This window comes from Flavobacterium sp. PLA-1-15 (genome assembly GCF_049060005.1).
In the GTDB taxonomy this organism is placed as follows: Bacteria; Bacteroidota; Bacteroidia; order Flavobacteriales; family Flavobacteriaceae; genus Flavobacterium.
This window is the reverse complement of sequence record NZ_JBMGQS010000001.1, coordinates 307,183-332,749: the sequence shown is the minus strand read 5'-3', so window position 1 is coordinate 332,749 and position 25,567 is coordinate 307,183. Positions and strand designations below refer to the sequence as shown.

Annotated in this window: 19 protein-coding genes; 11 read left to right on the top strand and 8 right to left on the bottom strand. The window is 37.7% G+C overall.

From position 1 onward, the window contains the following. Positions 1 to 7 precede the first annotated feature (7 nt). The 3 genes from ACI6PS_RS01475 to ACI6PS_RS01465 form a co-directional block, all read right to left on the bottom strand. Positions 8 to 1,984, bottom strand: coding sequence for an alpha-ketoacid dehydrogenase subunit alpha/beta (locus tag ACI6PS_RS01475; protein WP_421010764.1), 1,977 nt, complete (start codon positions 1,982 to 1,984; stop codon positions 8 to 10). Positions 1,985 to 2,182: 198 nt separating this feature from the next. Beyond that, positions 2,183 to 3,541: a hypothetical protein gene (locus ACI6PS_RS01470; protein ID WP_421010763.1), complete on the bottom strand. Its 1,359-nt coding sequence runs from the start codon at positions 3,539 to 3,541 to the stop codon at positions 2,183 to 2,185. Between the two features lie 11 nt (positions 3,542 to 3,552). Continuing rightward, positions 3,553 to 5,952 (bottom strand): TonB-dependent receptor, encoded by a 2,400-nt coding sequence (locus tag ACI6PS_RS01465; RefSeq protein ID WP_421010762.1) that lies wholly within the window; start codon positions 5,950 to 5,952, stop codon positions 3,553 to 3,555. Between the two features lie 229 nt (positions 5,953 to 6,181). Between ACI6PS_RS01465 and ACI6PS_RS01460 the strand changes: the two genes are divergently transcribed. The 5 genes from ACI6PS_RS01460 (at position 6,182) to ACI6PS_RS01440 (ending at position 10,280) form a co-directional block, all read left to right on the top strand. After that, complete coding sequence (locus tag ACI6PS_RS01460) at positions 6,182 to 7,132, top strand: isopenicillin N synthase family dioxygenase (RefSeq protein ID WP_421010761.1); 951 nt, start codon at positions 6,182 to 6,184, stop codon at positions 7,130 to 7,132. Positions 7,133 to 7,214: 82 nt separating this feature from the next. Further along, entirely contained in the window at positions 7,215 to 7,547 is a 333-nt protein-coding gene (locus ACI6PS_RS01455; protein ID WP_421010760.1) for a translation initiation factor, read from the top strand. 59 nt (positions 7,548 to 7,606) lie between these two features. Further along, the gene (locus ACI6PS_RS01450; RefSeq protein WP_421010759.1) at positions 7,607 to 8,476 is read left to right on the top strand and encodes a nucleoside phosphorylase; all 870 of its coding nucleotides are present in this window, start codon (positions 7,607 to 7,609) and stop codon (positions 8,474 to 8,476) included. Next, positions 8,477 to 9,325, top strand: a complete 849-nt coding sequence (locus tag ACI6PS_RS01445) for a substrate-binding domain-containing protein (RefSeq protein ID WP_421010758.1) — start codon at positions 8,477 to 8,479, stop codon at positions 9,323 to 9,325. A 22-nt stretch (positions 9,326 to 9,347) separates the two neighbouring features. Next, entirely contained in the window at positions 9,348 to 10,280 is a 933-nt protein-coding gene (locus ACI6PS_RS01440) for a transglutaminase domain-containing protein (protein WP_421010757.1), read from the top strand. Positions 10,281 to 10,438: 158 nt separating this feature from the next. Here ACI6PS_RS01440 and ung read toward each other — a convergent pair whose 3' ends face one another. Further along, a complete protein-coding gene (gene ung, locus ACI6PS_RS01435; RefSeq protein WP_421010756.1) occupies positions 10,439 to 11,104 on the bottom strand; it encodes a uracil-DNA glycosylase in 666 nt (221 codons plus the stop codon). A 284-nt stretch (positions 11,105 to 11,388) separates the two neighbouring features. Here ung and ACI6PS_RS01430 point away from each other — a divergent pair, with 284 nt between their 5' ends. Both ACI6PS_RS01430 and ACI6PS_RS01425 read left to right on the top strand, forming a co-directional pair. Continuing rightward, positions 11,389 to 13,557 (top strand): endonuclease MutS2, encoded by a 2,169-nt coding sequence (locus ACI6PS_RS01430; protein ID WP_421010755.1) that lies wholly within the window; start codon positions 11,389 to 11,391, stop codon positions 13,555 to 13,557. Between the two features lie 4 nt (positions 13,558 to 13,561). Continuing rightward, complete coding sequence (locus ACI6PS_RS01425) at positions 13,562 to 13,972, top strand: thiol-disulfide oxidoreductase DCC family protein (protein ID WP_421010754.1); 411 nt, start codon at positions 13,562 to 13,564, stop codon at positions 13,970 to 13,972. 47 nt (positions 13,973 to 14,019) lie between these two features. On the opposite strand, the gene ACI6PS_RS01420 is transcribed toward ACI6PS_RS01425, so the two are convergent. Then, the gene (locus ACI6PS_RS01420) at positions 14,020 to 15,336 is read right to left on the bottom strand and encodes a tetratricopeptide repeat protein (protein WP_421010753.1); all 1,317 of its coding nucleotides are present in this window, start codon (positions 15,334 to 15,336) and stop codon (positions 14,020 to 14,022) included. 18 nt (positions 15,337 to 15,354) lie between these two features. Further along, entirely contained in the window at positions 15,355 to 17,979 is a 2,625-nt protein-coding gene (gene gyrA, locus ACI6PS_RS01415) for a DNA gyrase subunit A (protein ID WP_421010752.1), read from the bottom strand. A 263-nt stretch (positions 17,980 to 18,242) separates the two neighbouring features. Here gyrA and ACI6PS_RS01410 point away from each other — a divergent pair, with 263 nt between their 5' ends. After that, positions 18,243 to 20,786, top strand: a complete 2,544-nt coding sequence (locus ACI6PS_RS01410) for an ATP-dependent Clp protease ATP-binding subunit (RefSeq protein ID WP_421010751.1) — start codon at positions 18,243 to 18,245, stop codon at positions 20,784 to 20,786. A 133-nt stretch (positions 20,787 to 20,919) separates the two neighbouring features. Then, complete coding sequence (gene rimK, locus ACI6PS_RS01405; protein ID WP_421010750.1) at positions 20,920 to 22,293, top strand: 30S ribosomal protein S6--L-glutamate ligase; 1,374 nt, start codon at positions 20,920 to 20,922, stop codon at positions 22,291 to 22,293. Between the two features lie 38 nt (positions 22,294 to 22,331). Here rimK and ACI6PS_RS01400 read toward each other — a convergent pair whose 3' ends face one another. Both ACI6PS_RS01400 and ACI6PS_RS01395 read right to left on the bottom strand, forming a co-directional pair. Continuing rightward, entirely contained in the window at positions 22,332 to 22,985 is a 654-nt protein-coding gene (locus tag ACI6PS_RS01400) for a class I SAM-dependent methyltransferase (RefSeq protein ID WP_421010749.1), read from the bottom strand. A gap of 129 nt (positions 22,986 to 23,114) precedes the next feature. Continuing rightward, the gene (locus tag ACI6PS_RS01395) at positions 23,115 to 23,501 is read right to left on the bottom strand and encodes a hypothetical protein (RefSeq protein WP_421010748.1); all 387 of its coding nucleotides are present in this window, start codon (positions 23,499 to 23,501) and stop codon (positions 23,115 to 23,117) included. A gap of 396 nt (positions 23,502 to 23,897) precedes the next feature. Here ACI6PS_RS01395 and ACI6PS_RS01390 point away from each other — a divergent pair, with 396 nt between their 5' ends. Both ACI6PS_RS01390 and gcvT read left to right on the top strand, forming a co-directional pair. Continuing rightward, positions 23,898 to 24,062, top strand: a complete 165-nt coding sequence (locus ACI6PS_RS01390) for a hypothetical protein (protein ID WP_421010747.1) — start codon at positions 23,898 to 23,900, stop codon at positions 24,060 to 24,062. Between the two features lie 308 nt (positions 24,063 to 24,370). Beyond that, positions 24,371 to 25,453, top strand: coding sequence for a glycine cleavage system aminomethyltransferase GcvT (gene gcvT, locus ACI6PS_RS01385; RefSeq protein WP_421010869.1), 1,083 nt, complete (start codon positions 24,371 to 24,373; stop codon positions 25,451 to 25,453). Positions 25,454 to 25,567: the final 114 nt, after the last annotated feature.

The window sequence follows — 25,567 nt, the reverse complement described above, 5'->3', positions numbered from 1 at the left end:
TTCATATTTAATAAGCCATCAATTCTTTTAGGGCTTCTTCGAAGCGGCCCTTGCTTAGGAACTGGTCTTCCAATGCTTTTGTGAATGGAATTGGAGAATCCAAACTTGCGACACGCTTAACAGGACCGTCCAGATATTCAAAACAATGCTCCATAATTAGGGCTGAAATATCGCTGGAAACACCACCAAACATAGTGTCTTCTTGAAGAATTATTACTTTTCCTGTTTTCTTTACGGAAGCAAAAATAGCTTCGGTATCCAGTGGTTGCAAAGTTCTTAAGTCTAATAAATCTGCAGAAATATCTGTGTTTTTTGCCAAAGTATCCAACGCCCAATGTACGGATGCTCCGAAGGCAATGATGGTTACATCGTTTCCTTCTTTTAATAAAGATGCTTTTCCCAATGGCAAAGTGTAATAATCCTTTGGAACATCTTGGTAAACGCTTCTATATAATTGTTTATGCTCAAAGAACATTACCGGATTCGGATCATTGATGGACGCATTTAAAAGTCCTTTTGCATCATAAGGGAAGGCTGGATAAACTACCTTCAAACCTGGAGTTTTGGTAAACCAAGCTTCATTGGTTTGCGAATGGAAAGGACCTGCTTGAGTTCCGCCACCACAAGGCATACGCACCACAACATCGGCATTTTCTAGCCAACGGTAGTGTGATTTTGCCAATAGATTTACGATTGGGTTGAAACCTGTAGAAACGAAATCGGCAAATTGCATTTCTACAATTGCCTTGTGTCCGTTGATCGAAAGTCCCATCCCTGCAGAAACCACAGCACTTTCACAAATTGGAGTATTGATGACTCTTTCTTTGCCAAATTGTGCTACGAAACCATCAGTAATTTTGAAAGCACCACCATATTCGGCAATGTCCTGCCCCATTATTACTAAATTTTCTTGACGCTCCATCGATTGTCTCAAACTATTCGAAATCGCATCAATCAAACGGATGTTTTCTTTCTCTTCGGAGGGATTTACTTCCTCAAAATCATAAGGCCTGTAAACATCGTTTAGTTCTCCTTCATAAGTTGGAACGATTTCAGGTTCGGCTTGCACCATAGCCCAATTTTCGTCTATTTCTTTCTTGATTTCGGCTCTGATGGCTTCGTCAGCGTCTTCTGAAAGCACATCAGTCAACTTCAAGTATTTTCTGTAATTGTCAACCGGATCTTTAATGGCCCACATGTCCATCAATTCCTGCGGTACATATTTTGTGCCGCTTGCTTCTTCGTGGCCACGCATCCTGAAGGTTTTAAATTCCAATAGAACTGGACGAGGCGTTTCGATCATCGAAGCTTTCAATTCTGATAATTTATTGAATACTTCCAGGATATTATTTCCGTCGATGATATGCGATTCCATTCCGTAACCGATTCCTTTATCGGCTAAATTCTCGCAACGGTACTGTTCATTTGTTGGGGTTGAAAGTCCATAACCATTGTTTTCGATTACAAACATCACAGGCAATTCCCAAACGGAAGCAATATTTAATGCTTCATGGAAATCTCCTTCGGAAGTAGCTCCTTCACCGGTGAAAACTGCCGTTACTTTTCCATTTTTCTTTAATTTATTAGCTAACGCTATTCCGTCGGCAACACCCAATTGAGGTCCGAGGTGCGAAATCATTCCTATAATCTTGAATTCTTGCGTACCAAAATGGAACGAGCGGTCGCGGCCTTTTGTAAAACCGTTTGCCTTTCCTTGCCATTGTGAAAACAATCTGTAAAGCGGAATGTTTCTTCCTGTAAAAACACCAAGATTTCGGTGCATCGGCAGGATGTATTCGTCTTTATCCAAAACAGCGGTAACGCCGCAAGCGATGGCCTCCTGCCCGATTCCGGAAAACCATTTGGAAACTTTTCCTTGGCGGATGAGTATCAGCATTTTTTCCTCAATCAATCGAGGTTTTAAAATTCTTTTATATAAGTCTAATAATTGCTCGTTGGAGAGGTTTTTTCTATCGAAATTCATAATAGTTACGAAAAGGTTTGCGTGATTTTTTAAGCTCGCCCAAAATTATAAAAAAAAGACCATCTAGAATCTGATTTATAACATATTTTTCTGTTAAAGTGAAAAAATATTATATGCTTTCAAAACTTGAAAACAATAAAAAAGCCAACACGATATTTTGGTATCGCATTGGCTTTGCATTTTATTTTATGGATGTTATTAGAACGCTCCGATAAAGTGGTTTCCTGGTTTGTTGACCAATTTAGCCCCTTTTGTTACAGCACCTGTTTGGCTGTTGATGATGTAGATGTTACCATCTTTACCAACTGGGGCAAGGGTTACATACACATCATAGCCATCTACTACAAATCCTTGGTATTGGAACAAGTACATATCTGGATCGTATGGCAAGTCAATTTGCTGAGCTGTTTTAGCATTCAAATCTACACGAGCGATGAAACTTTGTGCTTGACCTGACAAAGCAGATTCTGGTGCTCCATCGTGAGTGTACATTACCATCGCGATTCCGTTACCTACATATCTCCAGTTTTCAATGTAAGAATTTGTTACCCCCAAAGCAGCATCCAAACTGAATACGAAATTGTTATCATATTGGTTATTTTCAGTAATTCTTAAGATATGAGAACCACCTGCATCTCTTTGAGTTGCTTGGTAGATGCTGCCATCATTAGCCAAGAAGCTGTTGAAAGAACGGTAACCACTTGTATCACCAAAACCTACCGTAGAAGTAATGATTGTTGGGTTTTCCAATGAAGGATAATCCACAACTACCGATTTAGAACCTAGATGTTCAAACTCTGGCTGGTTTGCACCTGTAGCTGTATTGGTTTTACGCATCCAAGTCCCGATAATTAACTTATTTCCTGCTTTGTTCAAAACCGGAGCATCCAAACGGAAGATGTGGTGTCCTTGAGCTTCTTCTGCAGCGCTTAAAGCAATTTCATATGATTTTGTTGCTGAGATTAAAGCATTTTGCATATCCAAAGATAAAACGGTAGCTGTTCCTCTGGTGTTGATGTACGTTCCGTCTTCAGTAGTCTTAACAACTGGAGCGGTAACGTTTACAGCTACTCCTGTCTTGTCTCCATCGAATAATTTTACCCATCTTGGGTTGGCGCTTGCGTATTGCGCAATACTCACTACTCCACCTGTCGGGCTAAAGTTTTGACCACCACGAACGATGTATTTAGAGAATTCTCCGCCGTTACCCCCACCGTAAGCGATGTTGAAGAATGTAAAACCATCTTCAGACGATTGCAAACGCGCAGTTCTAGCAGAAGGCACTACATATCCGTTATCAAAAACACTAATGGTTTTGTTTGGATCTTTAGCATCTTCTTTGCTAACCGAATAAATCACTGTTCCACCGTTACCATCTCCTGGAACTCCATCGGTGGTTCCCATAATAGCTCCTGCAACTGTGATCCATCTGCCTTCTGTGATAGGCGGTTCAGTAGTTCCATTACCTTTGCTATCATCATCGCTACAACTTGTAGCTAAAACTAGAGAACTAAAAACGGTTGTAAAAGTCAGAAATTTTAAAAATCTTCTTTTCATTGTGTATATATTTAGAAATTATTGAATACGTAATTTAGCTTAAGGTAGAAGGCGCGTCCGGGTTTTTGTACTCCCATATTATCATAGACTTGCCTGTTGGTAATGTTTTTAGCATCAAAGCTTGCGATGAATTTTTTATTTGGGAACACATAACTCAATCCCAAATCGTGAATGTTTTGCTGCGGCACATCAAAATAATCATAGCCTGCAAGGTTGCTGCTGTCTGGAAATAAAAAGTTAAATGTATCTACGAAGAGGTAGCTGTAGAAAACATTCAATTGTGAGTTTTTTGCAATAAGATCCTTAAACATATAGTTTGCTCCAATGTTCATTGTCAAAAAGGGCTCATTAGGCAAATCTCTTTTGACCTGGTATCGATCTATAGTTGTCAATTCAAGCTTGGATGTATTGAAGGATAAATTGAAATTATTATCGAAGGTGTAATTAAACTCAAAATCAAATCCTTTTGATTTTGCATTTCCTTGATTTACAAAACCTAAAACTTGGATATCATTGTTAATCTGTGATGACAAAGGGCGTCCAATCCTATCAGTTATATCTCTGATAAAACCATTTGCGGCAAAAAACAAACTGTGTTTTTTGAATTTGAATGCTCCCAATCTGAATCCTAGATTTAAATTTTCGCTTGATTCATATTTTAGGTTTGGATTGTCTAACGTGTTTTCTGTTGCATCTCCAAAAACTTCGTTTTCATTAGGCAAACGAACTGCCCTTTCTGCAGATGTTAAAAGCGTAACCGTAGGCAATACTGCAAATGAAATGGCGGCACCAAAACCTTCGGCCTTTTTAGTACTCTTACTTACATCTTCTACAATTGTATTGACTCCATCAACTTGTTTAAGTACTGGATTCATTCGCTCCATATCCTGATTGTAAAGTTTTCCGAATAGGGACGTTTTTAATTTATTGTTGAAGCCTACAAATTCATACGTCAAAGAGGTTATGTTTTTAGTCATATCCCTTGTTCCCATAAATTTCCTCTCCAATATTGATAGTATTTCATCATCATCTTTCCTCCCAATGGTATTTACCATATTATTAAATAAGATTTTATGGTTGTCATTTATGGAATAGGAAATTCCAGCTCTTAATGAAAAAACATTTCGCTCAATATTCATAATTGTAGCCGGCCCTTGTTGGGCTCCTTTATCAGAATTGAATGGTTGTCCGTTAATATTTATTGCTTGATTCCCATCCCAATTGTATACCTTTTTAACGGTATCGTTTACCATACGGTTTCTTTTGCCGTAAATTCCGTGCAAATCAAAATCCAATCCTTTTACTAAAAAATCTTTCTTGTTGTAAGCAAGATTCAATAATTGAGCATCGGCTCCGGTAAACCTTCCTTTGTAAGGAGTCGTCATAAAAACTCCGTGTTGTACCTCTTGATAGGAATCTGATGTAGTAAATCCAATGAAAAAATTATCAGCCCATTTTACATCGGTATATCCAAGTTCTACAACACCTCCTATAGAACGATAAGTGTCATTGAATCTTTTAGCTTTGATGTGTTCTTGTCTTCCGTTAGGCAAAACATTGTACACGAATTTTCCCCAAACTTCATAATCATTATCTGAATAATTTAAAAAACCCGATGCCTTTACGGTAAAACCAGATTTTTCAAATCGATAAAGCCCGCTGAAATTGGTTTGTGCCGTATTGAAAGAACCGTATGAAGCAGAAACGTTAAAGTTATTCCGCATTCCTTTTTTCAAAATAACATTGATTGCACCACCCAAAGCATCATCAGATAAATGGCCCGGAAGTACACCCTTATAGATTTCAATCCTTTCAATTATTGAAGGCGGAATGCTATTCAAATCAAAAGAAGAACCGTAATTTGAAGCAGGAATTCCATCAATAAAGATTTTGATGGCATTGCCTGACATACCGTTGATATTAAAGCTAGCATCAGACCCCATACCTCCATTTTGTCTGATTCTTACTCCAACGGTTCTATTCAATAATTCCATTGTTTGCAGATTTCGCAAGCCAGCTTCTTTGGTTTCAATAACATTTACAGCAAAACCCTTTTCTTCAATCTGCTTTTTGATGGATTCTTTTTTGATAACCACTTCTTTCAACTGCTCATCCTTTTGAATTAGTGTAAAGGGAAGTGAAATTGTTGGTGCATTCACTTGAACAGGAACCGATTTGCTTTCAATTTCAAGTGAGCTAAATTCTAAAGTATAATTACCGTAAGGAACATTTGTAATAGTAAATTTTCCATCACTATCGGAAACGGCCGATTTTTTAATTTCTTTTAAAAGGATACTAACATTGGTTGAAGGTACATTGTTTTCGAACTTTAAAGTTCCAGAAATGCTTCCATTTTGAGCGAAACTTGCCATAGATTGGACAAGCAAATACAATAAGAAAAGTTTTTTCATGAGAAAATCTTAGTGGGATAGAGATCATTTTCGGTGCAAATATAACTCCTTATTTATAATAAATCCAAATAAAAGAAATAACAATCTACAGTAATTTTCTTATATCTCAAAATTTAACAGTAAAACGATGTTAACAACTTTTCTGTTTTTTGAAATGAAATAATTGATACATTTGTAACAATAAGGCTTGAAGCCTAGCAAAGTTATTAACATCTATTTTTAAAAGAGTATGCAAAATATTCCTAGTGTTGACTTGCGTGATTTCCTTTCGGACGACCCGAAACGTAAACAAAAATTTGTAAATGAAATCGGAAAAGCATTTGAAGAAATTGGCTTCGTTGCTTTAAAAGGTCATTTTTTAGATGACAAACTGGTAGATGAATTGTATGGCGAGATTCGAAATTTCTTCGCCCTACCGTTGGAAACCAAATATTCGTATGAAATTCCAGGAATTGGAGGACAGCGTGGATATGTTTCCTTTGGAAAAGAACATGCAAAAGGCCGAAAAGAAGGCGATTTGAAAGAGTTTTGGCACTTTGGCCAATATGTTGACAAGGATTCAAAATGGGCTTCAGAATATCCCGATAACGTTGAGGTAAAAGAACTTCCTCGCTTTAATCAAGTGGGTAAGGAAGCCTATCAAATGCTTGAAAAAACAGGAATTTATGTTTTAAGAGCCTTGGCTTTGCATCTAGGTTTGGATGAATTTTACTTTGATGATTTCGGAAAAGAAGGAAATTCAATTTTAAGACCTATTCATTATCCGCCGATTACTCAGGAACCAGAAAATGCTATTCGAGCCGCAGCTCATGGGGACATCAACTTGATTACCTTATTGATGGGTGCTCAAGGAAGAGGGCTTCAAGTACAAAATCATGATGGAGAATGGATTGATGCCATTGCGGAGCCAGATGAATTGGTAATTAATGTAGGTGATATGCTTTCCCGCCATACGAATAACAAATTAAAATCTACGATTCACCAAGTGGTAAATCCGCCTAGAGAACTGTGGGGAACATCAAGATATTCTGTGCCATTTTTTATGCATCCTGTGAGCGATATGCGCTTGGATTGCTTAGAGAACTGCATTGATGAAGAAAATCCAAAACTATACGAGGATATTTCGGCAGGCGAATTCCTGCACGAGCGTCTGGTTGATTTGGGATTAATCAAAAAATAATACATTAGTTCAATTATTTAAATTCCAAATTCCAATCTTTATCTTGGAATTTGGAATTTGTTTTTTGAAAATTTATAAGAATATGGATTTACAAGACCAATTAAAAAATCTTTTCCCAGACCACGACCCTTCACAAGAAATCGAAGAAACATCTTCTGAACCAAAAGAACTTTGGATACAGAAAGAACCAATGATCTGCCAATATGAAAGAAGAAAAGGAAAAGCCACAACTATAATTTCCGGTTATACCGGTGAAGACGAAGACTTTAAAATCCTTGCCAAGGAAATAAAAAGCAAATTAGCCGTTGGCGGAAGTTTTAAAGACGGAGAAATCATCATTCAAGGCGATTACCGCGATAAAATAATGAACCTTTTAAAAGATAAGGGCTTTAAAGTAAAGCGAGTTGGAGGGTAAATCTTCAACTATAATTTCAATATTAACAACCAAAAACAATTTAAACTTAGTAACTCATAATGATACAATCATCAGAATTAATATTAAATCCAGACGGTAGTGTTTACCATTTGAATTTAAAACCAGAACATATTGCACACGATATTATTTTCGTTGGAGACCAAAATCGTGTAGAGAAAATCACGCAATTCTTTGAAAAGATTGAATTTTCTACCCAAAAAAGAGAGTTCAAAACCCAAACAGGGATCTATAAAGGAAAAAGAATAACCGTAATGTCAACCGGAATAGGTCCAGACAATATTGATATTGTCATTAATGAATTGGATGCTTTGGTAAATATCGATTTTGAAACACGCCAACCAAAAGAAGAACTCACTTCTTTAAACATCATCAGAATCGGAACCTCAGGATCGCTACAGGAAGACATTCCCGTAGACAGTTTTGTGATGTCAAAATTCGGACTTGGTGTTGATAATATGCTCCGCTCTTATTTAATTGATGAAGTTTCAAATCCTGAAATGGAAGAAGCTTTCATCAAACATACGAATTGGGATTTAAGAAAAGGAAAACCTTACGTCATTAAATGCTCTGAAGAATTAGAAAAAATTATTGAAAGCGATAAGATGTTTAAAGGAATTACCGCAACAGCTGGAGGTTTTTATGGACCACAAGGAAGGGTTTTAAGACTAGGAATACAAGATCCTGAACTAAACAGTAAGATGGATAATTTTAATTTTGAAGACAACAGAATCACCAATCTTGAAATGGAAACAGCAGCAATCTATGGCTTGTCTGCTTTACTCGGACACAATGCTTTATCGCTAAATGCAATCATTGCCAATCGAGCAAGTGGTACTTTCAGTATCGACCCATACAAAGCTGTAGATGAGCTGATTGCTTATACTTTAAACAAACTATCAGGTAAATAAATGAAAAACCTCAAAATAGCCGGAGTTCCGGAACACTTTAATTTGCCTTGGCATCTTTGCATCGAAAATGGCGAGTTTGAAGCCGAAGGAATTGATCTGCAATGGACCGATGTTCCCGAAGGAACAGGTAAACTCTGCCAGATGCTTCGCAACGGAGAAACTGATATTGCCGTGATCCTAACCGAAGGAATCATCAAGGATATCGTAGCCGGAAATCCGAGCAAGATTGCTCAAGTTTACGTGCAATCCCCTTTGATTTGGGGGATTCACGTAGATGCAAAATCAAAATACAAGACACTTTCCGATTTAGAAAGTACAAAAGCAGCCATCAGCCGAATTGGTTCTGGATCGCAGTTGATGGCCTATGTAAATGCCCATAACGAAGGTTGGAAAACAGATGATTTGCAATTCGAAATCGTCAACACTATTGATGGTGCCGTCGATGCCTTATCAAACGGGAACGCTGATTATTTCATGTGGGAACGCTTCATGACAAAACCACTTGTCGATAACGGAACCTTCCGCCGAATTGCCGACTGTCCTACTCCCTGGCCGTGTTTTGTAATTGCTGTTCGAAATGAAATACTCGAAAACGATCCTGAAAGCATCCAGAAAATTCTTGAAATCATCAACCAAACCACCCAAGAATTCAAAGAAATACCAAGTATCGACCGAACCCTATCAGAACGCTACAATCAGAAAACAGAAGATATCCAAGAGTGGCTTTCACTTACAAAATGGTCGCAAAAGCAATTGACGGAGCAAATGTTAAACAAAGTCCAAAATCAACTGCTCGAACTTTCTATTATCGATAAAAAAGGTACTTTTGTTGAAATAGTGAAAGCCTAGAAAGCGGTTGCCATTTCGGTATATGATAAACTTCAAAAACATTAGTATTCAACAAATAAAAAGCAAGCTCCAGGTCAAAAAACCTTGGGACAATGTCATTATTTTTCTGTTGAACGTACTGATTGCGATTCCCGTTTTCATCATCATTCACCAAAACATCATCGACCCTGAATGGCCCTACCAAATCGATAGGATTTTACTTTTCATCGCTTTAATCGCCGTCATTCAATTAATTTTACGAGCCTTACGAACCATCATCATCGTTTGTTTGGCCATTTACCTTGTAGTCTTAATTTACGGAAGTACCTTCGGAAATTACGGTTTCAATGCCGTGTACGAAGACTATCGTTCCATGATGTACACCATGCTCGACGACCCGAATCCGCAGGATATCATCATCGCAAAATTGTTGCCGTTTCCCAATAAATCAAAGATTCTCAACGCCATAGATTACAGCAATCCAAAGGTTCGTAATTTCGCACTGATGGCCACCACAAAAAATTTCCGCAACATAAAAGGCTACCACCAATACCGTGTAACCATTCAGTGTTTTGCTGTTTTCAAGGAAATAAAAAACAATTGGAACTACGTTAACGACCCGAAAGGTCAGGAATATATCGCAGCTGCAAGCGAATCCATCCAGCATTTTTCTGGCGATTGCGATGATCATGCCATCCTCATGGCCGCCTGTATACGAGCAGTTGGTGGCACTCCCCGACTCATCCACACCGGCGGACACATCTATCCCGAGATGTTAATTGGTAATAAAAAAGACCTCGAAGCCGTCAATTATCTCATCAAGGAAATACTTTTCAAGCAGGAAAGCAAAGGAAAAGACCTCCATTACCACATCGACGAGCGCGGTCAAATCTGGCTCAATCTGGATTATACCGCAAAATATCCCGGTGGTCCATTCATGTCCGAAGAAATCCTCGGAGCCTTGACATTAAATTGATTTTGGAGCAATACTTCAGGCGTTTTTTTAGTCCATGTTCCCGCCTTCCTTCCAAATCTTTTTATTTTTTAAAGAAAAAAATAAAAAGGATTTTCCCTCCAGTCGGGGCTAATTGAAAACTTTAGGCATTCTTTAAACTTTCCGAAAACTACACAAATTTACCATTCGATTTCATCCCTACCTTTCGATTTCAAATAAGCATTCGCCTTGCTGAAATGTTTGTTTCCAAACCACAATCCACGATTCGCACTCAATGGCGAAGGATGGCCTGTTTCTAGAACCAGATGCTTTTCCCTGTTGATTTTCAAACCTTTCTTTTTCGCAAATCCACCCCAAAGCAGGAATACAACTTCTTCATTGCTATCCGAAACCTTCTGGATAACAGCATCCGTAAAAGTTTCCCAACCTTTATTTTGGTGGCTTCCCGCTTCGTGAGCTCTAACCGTTAAAGTGGCGTTTAACAACAAAACCCCTTGCTTTGCCCAACGTTCCAAATTTCCAGTTGCAGGAAAAGGCTTTTCCAAATCCGTTTGAATTTCCTTGAAGATATTCACCAAAGACGGCGGAAAAGCAATTCCATCGTTCACCGAAAAACACAAACCATTTGCCTGACCAACACCGTGGTAAGGGTCTTGCCCAATAATGACAACCTTTACTTTATCAAAAGGACAACTATCAAAAGCGGAGAATATCTGAGGGCCTTTTGGGTAACAAGTGTGTTGTGAATATTCAGATTTTATAAATTCTATAAGGCTTTTGAAATATGGTTTCTCGAATTCGTCTGCTAGGATGTTTTTCCAGGAAGGTTCTAAGTTGATTTGCATTGGGATTTTTTTTTGATTGTAAAGTTCGGGAAGTTTATCTAATTCATTACTCTCTTTTAATGATTTCTATTGGAGAAAAAGGATTAAAAGAAGCCTAAAGTTTTTATCTAGCCCCGACTGGAGGGAAAATCCTTTTGTCCCGGGGTTCGGGACAAAAGATTTGGAAGGAAGGCGGGAAAATGGATTGAAAAAATGCCTTTGTTTTGCTCCTAAATTAAAGCCAAAGCAGATTCATTAATCGTGTGAAACTTTGTAACTTTGGGCTTCCCAACTTATTTCGGAAAATGATATCCATAACAGAAAAAACATTACAAGATTTACAATTTCCTACCGTTTTAGAGACCGTTTCGAGTCTTTGCAACACCGATCTCGGGATGGAAAAAGCAATGAATATAACGCCTTTCAAGGACAAGGAAAGTTTGATGGAGGCTTTGAGCCAAACGTCGGAATATGTTTCGTCGTTTCAGAATAACAATGCGATTCCGAATCACGGTTTCGATTCGATTGCACACGAAATCAAGTTTCTGGCAATTGAAAATAGTACTTTGGAAGTAGGCAGTTTTAGGAAAATTGCCAATATTTCGGATACCTCCAACACGCTTTTGCAATTCTTTAAAAAATTTAACGATTATTACCCAACGTTGAACAATAAAGCTTCAGAGCTTGAATTTACCAAAGACATCATCAAGAAAATTGATGTTGTGGTCGATAAATATGGCGAGATTAAGGATGATGCTTCTCCAAATTTATTAGGCATTCGAAAGGAAATCAATATAGTTCGAGGAAAAGTGAACCAAAGTTTTGGGCTTTCATTATTGCAATACAGCGGTTTGGGCTATCTGGACGATATCAAGGAAAGTTTTGTACAGAACAGAAGGGTTTTGGCCGTTTTGGCAATGTACCGAAGAAAGGTGAAAGGTTCTATTTTGGGAAGTTCCAAAACGGGAAGCATTGCTTATATCGAGCCTGAAGCTACGTTGAAATATTCGCGTGAATTGAGCAATTTAGAATACGAAGAAAAAGAAGAAATTGACAGGATTTTGAAACAACTTTCGAATGATATCCGTCCGTTTTTGCCTTTGATAATTCAGTATCAGGATTTCTTGAGCGATATTGATGTGGTTTCGGCGAAAGCCAAATATGCGAATAAAATTAATGGAATTCTTCCTGCAATTACGGAAGAAAGAAGGATGTATTTTAGAGAAGCCTTCCATCCTATTTTATATTTGACGAACAAGCAGAAAAAAGAAATTACCTATCCTCAGACGATTGAATTGCATCAGGAAAGTCGAATCATTGTGATTTCTGGACCAAATGCCGGAGGAAAAACCATCTCGCTAAAAACTGTTGGGCTGTTGCAATTGATGTTGCAAAGTGGCATGCTGATTCCTGTTCACGAACGTAGCGAAACGTTTTTGTTTGATCGAATTATGACGGACATTGGTGACAACCAATCGATTGAAAATCACTTGAGCACGTATAGTTATCGTTTAAAAAATATGAACTTTTTCTTAAAGAAATGCAACAGCAAAACCTTATTTCTAATCGATGAATTCGGTACCGGTTCTGACCCTGAATTAGGAGGAGCTTTAGCGGAAACGTTCTTAGAAGAGTTCTATTATCGGGAAGCTTTTGGAATCATCACGACGCATTATTCCAATTTAAAGATGCTGGCGAACGAATTGCCTTTTGCGACGAATGCAAATATGCTTTTTGACGAAAAGTCATTGGAACCGATGTACAAATTGATTTTGGGACAAGCGGGAAGTTCGTTTACGTTTGAAGTGGCCCAGAAAAATGGGATTCCATTTGGTTTGATCAATCGTGCCAAAAAGAAGATCGAAGGCGGGAAAGTTCGTTTCGACAAGACGATTGCCACTTTGCAGAAAGAACGCTCCAAACTCGAAAAAACATCTTCTAATTTAAAAGAAGAGGAAACAAAGGCACGTGAGGAAAGCAAAAAATTGGAAGCGACGAATGCAAAAATCAAGCAGAAATTAGAAAGCTACCAAGAATTATACGACAGCAATCAGAAGATTATTTATATCGGTCAGAAGATTGATGATATTGCGGAGAAATATTTCAACAATAAGAACAAAAAGGATTTGATTGGAGAGTTCCTGAAATTGGTTGAAATTGAAAATTCCAAGAGAAAAAAAGCAACTCCAAAGGAAACAAAAGTAAAACAGGAACTGAAAAAAGAAATCATCAAGGAAGTTACGGTCCAAGTGGAAGAAATCCGTCAGGAGAAGAAAGAGAAAAAAATAAAGGCTTCTTTGGTTCCAGAAAAACCAAAACGTGTTTTGAAATTAGGAGACCGGGTGAGAATGCTGGATGGAAAATCAATTGGAACGATTGATAAAATTGAACGCAACAAAGCCATTGTAAATTATGGCGTTTTCACTTCAACGGTAAGTTTGGATTCTTTAGAATTTGTGGAAGCAAAAAAATAAGATTATGAATTTACCTAGAGATAAAAAGATTATCCTGTTTGACGGCGTTTGCAATTTGTGCAATTCGTTTGTTCAGTACGTCATCAAAAGAGATAAGAAAGATGTTTTCCGGTTTGTGGCTTTGCAATCTGATTTAGGTCAGGAGATTTTAAAACACATCGGAATTGATACAAAAAATATTGACAGCATCATTTTATACGAACCAGGAATAGCTTACTTCTATAAGTCTTCGGCTGCAATAGAAATTGCAAAAGGTTTAGGAGGATTTTTAGGATTGAGTGCTATTTTTAAAATTATTCCAACGGCTTTGAGAAATACTATTTATGATTATGTAGCAAAAAACCGCTATAAATGGTATGGAAAAAAAGAGGCATGCATGATTCCTACTCCGGAATTAAAAGCTAAATTTTTATAAAAAAAACCTGTTCAGTAGAACAGGTTTTTTTTTATATCCAAAACGGATTATTCTTTAATTGTTGCTTTCAATGCTTTTGCCTTGTCAGTCATTTCAAGTGCATTGTAAACACTTACAAGAGTAGTCTTGGCCGCGGTATTCTTATCATCAAGACTGATAGTTTTTTCAAGATGCTTTACAACAACTTCCAATATTGCATCTCTTTGCTTTTTCAATGCATCGTATTTTTTATTATCGGCAGCCGAAGTTCCCAATTTGTTCATCTGGTCAAGGATTACCTGAGATTCATCTATCTTCAAAGCAGATAAATTAAAATATGCATTTGCATAATTAGGATTGATTTCGATTGCTCTTAAATAATATTTCTCTGCTCCTTTTGGATCCTTGTTGTTGCTACTGATAACACCTAAGTTAAAAACCAAATCAACATTATTCGGATCTTTTTCCAAAACTTGATTTATGGCATTTTTATAGGCTTCCATATCATTTGTTTTTAGATATAGATCAGCTTCTGAAAGTAACAAAGAAGAGTCGTCAGGGTTAGCTTGTCTAGCGTCAATAACTGCTTTCTTAGCCTCTTCAATTTTACCTTTTTGAACCAATATCAAGGCTATGTTCTTGTAAATTTCACCTCTTTTTGAAGGTTCTTTTTCCTCTCTTGGAGCAGTATGGGTACCTACTTTTACATAGCTATCCCTGGTCGCTTTATCTCCAAAAAAATCTTCCTGATTATTGGCTTTATTTTTTGCGTAATAGTTGGTCTTTTCTCCAGAATAATTCAAGGCTTTCAACTCCTCATAATACTTCAAAGCTGTATCATAATCTTGTCCATTGACAGCATAACTTGCTGCATAGTACAATTTTTCCTGATCTTTGGTATCCAACAAGTACAGATTGTGTAATACTGCCGCTGCTTCAGAATATTTCTTTTTATTTCCTAATTCAACAGCATAGTTCAAAAGCGTAGGCTTGTAAAAAGCTACAGTCTGATTGATGTTGTCCGTATAAACTTTCTTACCGGTTCTTTTTTCATAATCCAAAACATTGTTTGCCGAAGTAGTAAATTCTGCAACAACGGCCGGAGTTATAAATCTTGCCATTTGTTCTGGAGTAGCCGCTGGTCCTAAAGCTTTAATTTCCATTACTGGAGTCATTGCTTTAAAGAACGAAGCATAAATCTTATCTCCTTCTTCTGAAGCCAATGGTGTCAATTTTACAACATTTGCCTTATAGTCAATCACATCTTTGGCAGATGGTGCATCTTTTGTATATAACTTTTTAAGATTTTTTAATTCATCTTTCTGTGCAAAAGAACTTACCGAAATAAGCAATGCCGTTGCAAGTAGTACAAATTTATTTTTCATATTGTTGTGTTTAAATTATTATTCTTCAGATTCTTCTTCTTCAGAGTCATCTTCTTCTAAATCTTCGTCTTCGATTTCTTCGTCTGAGTCATCGTCGTCGTCTTGCCCACCTTCGTCTTCTAGCACTTCCAAAACTGGTTTTACTCTTTCGATGGTTTCATCTACAATGATATTTCCATCTTCATCAACAGCTGGTTCAACTACATCATCTTTCATAACTTTCGTTACTGCAGCAATAGAATCGTTTCCTTTGATGTTGATTAATTTCACACCTTGTGTGGCACGCCCCATTACCCTTAGGTCTTCAACTGCCATTCTGATGGTCAATCCTGACTTGTTGATGATCATCAAATCATCAGCATCTGTGACATCGTTAATCGAAATCAATTTACCAGTTTTTTCAGTGATATTAAGGGTTTTAACACCTTTACCACCACGATTCGTGATTCTATACTCGTCAAGGCTTGAACGTTTTCCGTATCCGTTTTCAGCAACTACCAAGATTTCACTGCTCATATCATTTACAGTAACCATGCCAATCACTTCATCAGTATCGTCTTTTAAAGTGATACCACGAACTCCTGAAGCAGTTCTTCCCATCGGACGTGTTTTGGTTTCTTCAAAACGAACCAATTTTCCAGATTTAACCGCCAAGATAATTTGGCTTTCACCATTTGTTAATTTAGCTCCTAATAATTCATCTCCTTCTTTAATTGTAATTGCGGCAACACCATTGGCTCTTGGTTTAGAATATTTCTCCAGAGATGTCTTCTTAACCTGACCTTTTTTAGTCACCATTACAAGATTGTGGCTGTTGATGTAATCCTTGTCTTTTAGATCTTGAGTACAGATAAAAGCTTTCACTTTATCATCACTTTCGATATTGACCAAGTTTTGGATGGCTCTACCTTTTGCGGTTTTGCTTCCTTCTGGAATTTCATAAACACGCATCCAGAAACATTTTCCTTTCTGGGTGAAGAACATCATATACTGGTGGTTTGTTGCAACATACATGTGCTCTAAGAAATCCTGATCTCTTGTTCCTGCACTCTTTTGTCCAACTCCTCCTCTATTTTGTGTTTTGTATTCTGTTAAAGGCGTACGTTTGATATAACCTGCATGCGAAATGGTGATTACTACATTCTCATCGGCAATCAAATCTTCAATACTTACATCTCCACCTGCATATTCAATGATAGAACGACGCTCATCTCCATATTTATCACGGATTTCTGTCAATTCTTCCTTAATCAAATCCATTCTCATTTCTTTACTTGCAAGCAAAGCTCTCAAATGATCGATTAATTTCATTATTTCATCATATTCTGCCCTCAATTTATCTTGCTCCAGACCTGTCAATTGACGCAAACGCATTTCTACGATTGCTTTCGACTGGATTTCAGATAATTTGAAACGCTCCATCAATTTTTCTCTGGCTTCATCGGTATTTTTAGAAGCACGAATCAATGCAATTACTTCATCAATATTATCCGAAGCAATAATCAAACCTTCTAAAATATGGGCTCTTTCTTCCGCTTTACGTAATTCATATTGAGCTCTACGAACTACAACTTCGTGACGGTGTTCCACAAAATAATGAATCAGTTCTTTCAGATTCAACATTTGAGGCCTTCCGTTTACCAATGCAATATTATTTACACTGAAAGAAGATTGCAATTGGGTATATTTATAAAGTGTATTCAATACCACATTTGGCACTGCATCACGTTTAAGAATGTAAACAATACGCATACCATTTCTATCCGATTCATCACGGATATTGGCAATACCCTCGATTTTTTTATCGTTAACCAAGTCAGCAGTTTTCTTGATCATGTCCGCTTTGTTCACTTGGTAAGGAATCTCTGTAACAATAATCGATTCTCTTCCATCAACTTCTTCGAAGCCAACTTTGGCACGCATTACGATTCTTCCTCTACCAGTTTTAAAGGCTTCGCGGACACCATCATAACCATAAATTACACCTCCTGTAGGGAAATCAGGCGCTTTGATGTGGTTCATTAACTCATCGATTTCAATTTCTTCATTTTCGATATAAGCCAATGTTCCATTAATTACTTCGGTCAAGTTGTGTGGGGCCATATTAGTAGCCATACCAACTGCAATTCCCGAAGCTCCATTAATCAATAAAGTCGGAACTTTTGTAGGCATTACTTTTGGCTCATACAAAGTATCATCAAAGTTCAACTGAAAATCGACAGTCTCTTTGTCGATATCAGCCATGATTTCTTCCGAAATCTTTTTCATTCTTGCTTCGGTATAACGCATTGCTGCAGGACTATCACCATCCACAGAACCAAAGTTACCTTGTCCATCTACCAAAAGGTAACGCAAACTCCACTCCTGTGCCATACGAACCATGGCATCATATACTGAGGTATCACCGTGAGGGTGGTACTTTCCTAAAACTTCTCCAACAATTCTTGCTGATTTTTTATGGGCTCTGTTTGAAAGAACCCCTAATTCGTACATACCGTAAAGTACTCTTCGGTGTACTGGTTTCAAGCCATCTCTAACATCTGGAAGTGCTCTTGATACAATAACTGACATCGAATAATCGATGTAAGCTGATTTCATTTCGTCCTCTATGTTTATTGGAATTAACTTTTCTCCGTCAGACATATTCTATAGTTATAATTAAATTTACTTGTTTTAAAAAATCCTGCTAATATAACGTTTCTGACGCATTTTTCAGCTATTAAACCGTACAAATTTCTTTGATTTATTAACAAATTTCAACCCTTTTTTAGTTGATAAGTTAATAGAGATTTAACTTTTATTTTTAAGTATTTTTTTGTCACTTAGCTGACAGCAGTAATGACAGGGTACGATTTTTGCAATTCGACTACATTATTATTAAATTTACATCAGCAATTTATATATTTATGGATGATAATTTTTCACCAAGAGTAAAGGATGTTATCACGTACAGTAAAGAAGAGGCTCTAAGACTTGGTCATGACTTTATTGGTACCGAACATCTTATGCTGGGTATCTTGAGAGATGGCAATGGAAAGGCAATAAACATATTGAACAATCTAGCTATCGATTTGGATCACCTGCGCAAGAAAGTAGAAATTCTAAGCCCCGCCAACCCTAACGTAGAGATTAGCAACGATAAGAAGAATCTTCACCTTACCCGTCAAGCGGAAAGAGCCCTGAAGACCACCTTTTTGGAAGCTAAAGTATTTCAAAGCAGTTCCATTAGTACCGCACATCTTTTATTGTGCATATTGAGAAACGAAAATGATCCCACAACCAAGCTATTGAATAAGATGAAAATCGATTATGATGTAGCTAAAGAACAATATTTAAACATGACGCCAAACGAAGAAGAATTCTTAGAAAACTTGCCGAGAAACGAGTCATTCAATGACGATTCAGGACAAGATGACAGTATGAAAGAAGGTAGTTTCAACAACCCTACCAACAAATCCAACAAGAAATCCAAAACGCCGGTTCTGGATAATTTCGGAAGAGATTTAACAGAAATGGCCGAAGAGGGAAAATTGGATCCCGTTGTAGGACGTGAAAAAGAAATCGAGCGTGTATCGCAGATTTTGAGCCGTAGAAAAAAGAACAATCCACTTTTAATCGGAGAACCTGGAGTTGGTAAATCTGCTATTGCAGAAGGACTAGCATTAAGAATCATCCAAAAGAAAGTATCGCGAATCTTATTCAACAAACGCGTAGTAACCCTTGATTTGGCAAGCTTAGTTGCCGGAACAAAATACCGCGGACAGTTTGAAGAACGTATGAAAGCCGTGATGAACGAGCTTGAAAAAAACGACGATATTATTCTTTTCATTGATGAAATCCATACTATTGTGGGTGCTGGAGGAGCAACTGGTTCGCTCGATGCTTCCAATATGTTCAAACCGGCTTTGGCAAGAGGTGAAATCCAATGTATTGGTGCCACTACTCTTGACGAATACCGTCAGTACATCGAGAAAGATGGCGCTCTTGAAAGACGTTTCCAAAAGGTAATTGTAGAACCAACCTCTGTTGAAGAGACAATCACAATCTTGAACAACATTAAAGGTAAGTACGAGGATCACCACAACGTTATTTTTACACCTGAAGCAATTGAAGCTTGTGTTAAGCTGACAGATAGATATATGTCGGAGCGTTTCCTTCCAGACAAAGCGATTGATGCTTTGGACGAAGCAGGTTCGAGAGTTCACATTACCAACATCGATGTTCCAAAACAAATCTTGGATTTGGAGCGTCAATTGGAAGAAGTGCGTGAACTTAAAAATACGGTCGTTAAAAAACAGAAATACGAAGAAGCTGCCAAACTTAGAGACGATGAAAAACGCATCGAAAAGGACCTTGCAATCGCCCAGGAACAATGGGAGGAAGATTCAAAAAACAACAGGATCGAAGTAACCGAAGATAATGTTGCAGATGTTGTTTCGATGATGTCAGGAATCCCTGTAAACCGTATTGCGCAGACTGAAAGTAATAAATTAGCAAAATTACCAGAACTCATTCAAGGTAAAGTAATTGGCCAGAACGAAGCGGTTATGAAAATTGCGCGTTCAATCCAAAGAAATCGTGCCGGATTGAAAGATCCAAACCGACCAATTGGTTCGTTTATTTTCTTAGGGCAAACAGGTGTCGGAAAAACACAATTGGCAAAAGTTATTGCTAAAGAATTATTTGATTCTGAAGAAGCCTTAATCAGAATTGACATGAGTGAATACATGGAAAAATTCGCCATTTCAAGATTGGTTGGAGCACCTCCGGGATACGTTGGGTACGAGGAAGGTGGTCAGTTGACTGAAAAAGTAAGAAGAAAACCGTATTCTGTTGTACTTTTGGATGAAATTGAAAAAGCACATCCTGATGTTTTCAACATGATGCTTCAGGTTTTGGACGACGGATTCCTTACAGATAGTTTAGGTCGTAAAATCGATTTTAAAAACACCATCATCATCATGACTTCCAATATCGGGGCACGTCAATTGAAAGATTTTGGACAAGGCGTAGGTTTCGGAACGGCAGCAAAAACAGCACAATCTGACGAACATTCGAAAAGCGTGATTGAAAATGCCTTGAAAAAAGCATTTGCTCCAGAGTTCTTGAACAGGATTGATGACGTGATTGTTTTCAATGCATTGGAAAAAGAACACATCGACTTGATCATCGAAATCGAATTGAAAAAATTATATGCTCGTGTGAAAGAATTGGGCTACAACCTTAACCTTTCCGATAAAGCAAAAGCATATATCGCTGAAAAAGGTTTCGACAAGCAATTTGGCGCAAGACCTTTAAAGAGAGCCATTCAGAAATATGTAGAAGATGCTTTGGCGGAAGAAATCATCACTTCAAAAATTGGAATGGGCGACGAAATCTTTATGGATATCGAAGACGGAAGCCAAGAATTGACGGTTACGGTTCAGAAAACAGAAGAACCAACAAATTAACCTTAATTTAATACATACTTTAGACCCGATAAATCTTTGTTTATCGGGTCTAATCTTTTTACGACAGTTTGTTCTATTTACAAAAACAAGTAGTACTTTTGATACAGGCAAACTAAAATTCATCAATTAAAATATGCTACAAGAAAAAGTTATCGTAGGAAGCGAAGAATGGTGCTCCTTCCCTGCTCTGGGGATTCCAACGATTAAAGCGCGTGTAGATTCTGGTGCCAAAACATCAGCATTGCACGCCATAAATATTGCTCCATTCATCAAAGATGGAGAAAATTGGGTAAAGTTCGACATCAACCCTATTCAAAACAATGTAAAGACCGTTATCCATTGCGAATCTAAACTGGTTGACAAAAGAGTTGTAAAAAGCTCTAGCGGTTTCCGCGAACAGCGATACGTTATCGGTGCCGAACTTGAAATAGGCGGACAACATTGGTCAATCGAAATCACACTGACTAATCGTGACTCAATGGGTTTCAGGATGTTATTGGGTCGTGAAGCAATGAATGGACGCGTTTTAGTTGATCCTTCTCAAAAATACCTACTAGGACAGCCAACAACCGACAGTCTTAAAGAACTTTATAAAACTTCCGATAGAGCAAAAACAGGATTGAGAATCGGGCTTCTGGCAAGTAATCCTGAACTTTACAGCAACAAAAGAATTATGGAAGCAGGCGAAATGCGCGGCCATGATATGCAATTCCTGAACATCAAGGAATGCTATATGAAACTGGATGCGACGAAACCTGAAATTCATTACAGAGGTGGAAAAATCCTTGATAATTTTGATGCCATCATCCCGAGGATTCGTCCGAGCATTACCTTTTATGGCTGTGCTTTGACCAGACAATTCGAGGCCTTGAAGGTTTTTTGCTTGAATTCTTCTTCCGCCATCACACAATCCAGAGACAAATTATATTCATTGCAATTATTATTGAACAACGGAGTTGATATTCCAACTACAGGATTCGCAAACTCACCTTTGGATACTAATGATTTGATTAAAATGGTGGGCGGACCGCCTTTGATTGTAAAACTTTTGGAAGGCACACAAGGAAAAGGTGTCGTTTTGGCAGAGACCAAAAAAGCAGCAGAAAGTGTAATCAACGCCTTCAAAAGTTTGAATGCAAATATCTTGGTGCAGGAATTCATCAAGGAAGCCAATGGAAAAGACATTCGTTGTTTTGTAATCGATGGAAAAGTGGTTGCGGCTATCCAGCGTGAAGCATTACCGGGAGAATTTAGAGCCAACATCCATTTGGGAGGAACGGCTTCCATCATCAAGGTTACAGCAGAAGAAAAACGTATCGCCATCAAGGCAGCGAAAGCAATGGACTTGAAAGTAGCAGGTGTCGATATAATACGTTCCTCAAAAGGACCATTATTGCTGGAAGTTAATTCTTCTCCTGGACTTGAAGGCATCGAAGGTGCGACCAACAAAGACATTGCGGGCGAAATGATTTATGCAATTGAAAAGAATTTTAGAAACAGACTATAAAACGAAAACAGCTTCTATTTCAGAAGCTGTTTTTTTATTTAAATCTTACTTAGTGTCAACGTATAAAATTTTCGAGTAACGAGATCTCCTATCTTGTTCCTCACTTCATCTGTATTTTCTTTTATTTCGGTGAGCTTAAATCCTTCTTCTTTGGCTAAATTTTGAACTTCATCAACTTCATAAAGCGTAAAGACATATTTTGTAAAAGGAAGATTCTCCATAAAGGACTTGTCTGCCATTGTGATAAGAAACTTTCCATTCGCATTCAAAACACGATGGATTTCCTTAAAAAATTCTTCAGGTTCTTTCCAAAAGTAGATGGTATTTACGGTAAATACAGCATCAAACTGTGAATCTTCAAAAGGAAGCTTCATGCCATCATAAAGAAGAAATTGAACATTCTGACGTAAAGAATCTTGATTGATTTTCTTTGCTTGCTCCGACATTAGGGACGAAATTTCCAAACCAGTATAGCTTAAATTATTTGTCTTGTTAAGAAAATACTTCAAGTGACCGCAATTGCCGTGGCCAATTTCCAAAACTGAATCGTTATCTTTTAAATTCAACTGATTGATACAGTCGGTTGTCATGGCGATATTGGTGGCATTCATCATCTCGCCCATCTGGATGCCCGCTTCTCCCTCGGGTTTTGAGAGCTGGCTGGCTATGTTTTTTAAATCTTCTTCGGTCATTTATCTAAATTTTACGATTATAGAAAAATCTTAGTTCAAAGATAAATCAGATCAAGCTGCGTTGATCTTACCATCAATAAAAAAAGCACAATTATTTCTAATCGTGCTTTTTCATCAAAAAAATAGTTTTTAATCTGCTGGATTATTTCTTGAAAGTCTTAAATCTTGATTATGCAAAACCAAAGAGTCATTAGTTAGTAATAAAACCTTACCTACTGCGACACCCCCAGCTATACCTCCGTTTGCAGCAGGTGTAATAGTTATTTCATCTGCTCCGGTCCATTCCCAAGTTCCAACTCCTTGGCCCATTCCTAAATTGCTCTGATCTTGAATGTATTCTCCATCTTCTCCAAAAAAATAGGCTTTATAGCTTATTGTAGAAGTATTAGCGTTTCTGTACCACCATCCATGTATTTTTGATTGATCGATACCAGCACTACCGCCACTGTCGTCGCTACTGCAGGATGAAAAAAATAAGGAAACCGATAAAAATAAGAATGCGAATTGTTTTTTCATTTTAAAATTGTTTTTGTTATTGTAAGATTTTTTGCTAAAATACAAATTTATTAATACAAAATTAAGAATTATAATTTTTGCATAAAAAAAGAGGAATGCTTTTAAAACATCCCTCATTTTATAGTTTTCGTTAATTTATTCCTTCGGTTTACGTTGACAGTACTTTGAGGCTAAAGAATTGTGTAATACTTTACTAATAAATTTTACGACTAGAGTAAAGCTACAAAAAAAAGTTTTACAATGAATTGATTTTATGTGAATTAACAAAAAACTTTTAGCCTTGTGCTATTTCTCTGTCAAGTGTTAGATAGGCTTTTCCTACGTGTTCGATTATAGTTGAAGTAATAGATTCTTGATGTACTGTTTTGGGAACGGAAATCAAACGTGTTGGGGGCTTTGTCAAACGAGTTGGGTGCTTCGTCAAACGAGTTGGGTGCTTTGTCAAACGTGTTGGGAGCTTTGTCAAACGAGTTGGGTGCTTTGTCAAACGAGTTGGATGCTTTGTCAAACTTGTTGGATGCTTCGTCAAACTTGTTGGGAGCTTTGTCAAACGTGTTGTAAAACAATCTGATGACGATGATGCGCTTGGGGTGACATATTGATTATGGGAATTTTTGCAGATTTTTTTAAAAGGTATTGTATATCGACAATATTGGCAACTAGCCCCGATCGTAGTGGAAATCCTTTGTTCTGAAAACCTATTTTTTCCTGACCTGGCAGAGCGACCGGAGGAAGCTCCTGTCGGGGCTTGGAAAAAAGGGTTTTTATAACAAAGATTGCAGCGGAGAGTGGGAAAAGCTTCTAAAAAAAAGAAAATACTCAGAAAAAAAGCGATAAATTAGCGACTTTAAAATTTTAACTACTTTATGATGAAAGATACTGTATTGAAGCACATACACGAGAGTTTAGGGGCGAAGATTTTGCCGTTTGCGGGTTATAATATGCCTATTTTGTATGAGGGTGTGAACGCGGAGCATGAGGCTGTGAGGAACGGCGTGGGTGTTTTTGATGTTTCGCACATGGGGGAATTTTTGTTGACGGGTCCGAATGCATTGGCCTTGATCCAGAAGGTGACTTCGAATGATGCTTCGACGCTTACTGTTGGCCGTGCGCAATATTCTTGCTTGCCGAACAATAATGGCGGTATTGTGGATGATTTGATTGTGTATAGAATGAAGGAGGAGCAATATTTATTGGTGGTGAATGCTTCGAATATTGAAAAGGATTGGGCGTGGATTTCGTCGCACAATGATTTAGGTGTGGATATGAAGGATCTTTCGGATGAGTATTCTTTGCTTGCCATTCAAGGGCCGAAGGCTGTGGAGGCGATGCAATCGTTGACTTCTGTGGATTTGGCTGGTATTCCTTACTATCATTTTGAAGTGGGGCCGTTTGCTGGTATTGAGAATGTGATTATTTCTGCTACGGGTTATACTGGTTCTGGTGGTTTTGAAATTTACTGCAAGAATGACGAGGTTGAGCAGGTTTGGAACAAGGTTTTTGAAGCGGGTGCTGCTTTTGGCATCAAGCCAATTGGTTTGGCGGCAAGAGATACTTTGCGTTTGGAAATGGGTTTCTGCCTTTATGGAAATGATATCAACGACACGACTTCGCCACTTGAGGCTGGTTTGGGATGGATCACGAAATTCACGAAGGTTTTTGTGAATTCTGATAACCTGAAGACTCAGAAAGAGGCTGGTGTTTTTAGAAAGTTGGTTGGCTTTGAATTGTTGGACAGAGGTGTGCCGCGTCAGGATTATGAAATCGTGGACAAAAACGGTGACGTGATTGGAATTGTAACTTCTGGAACGATGGCGCCGTCGTTGAACAAAGGTATCGGGATGGGTTATGTAACGACTCCTTTCTCTACGGTTGACAGCGAAATTTTTATCAGAATCAGGAAAAATGATGTTCCTGCGAAGGTGGTAAAAATGCCATTTTACAAGAAATAATTGATGCAGAACATACGTTTTGAGCGCATAAAAAAAATCACTACTTGTTAGTGATTTTTTTATACCTTGATGTTTCCAAAAACAGACTATAAAATACCCGAAATAGCTGTTGTA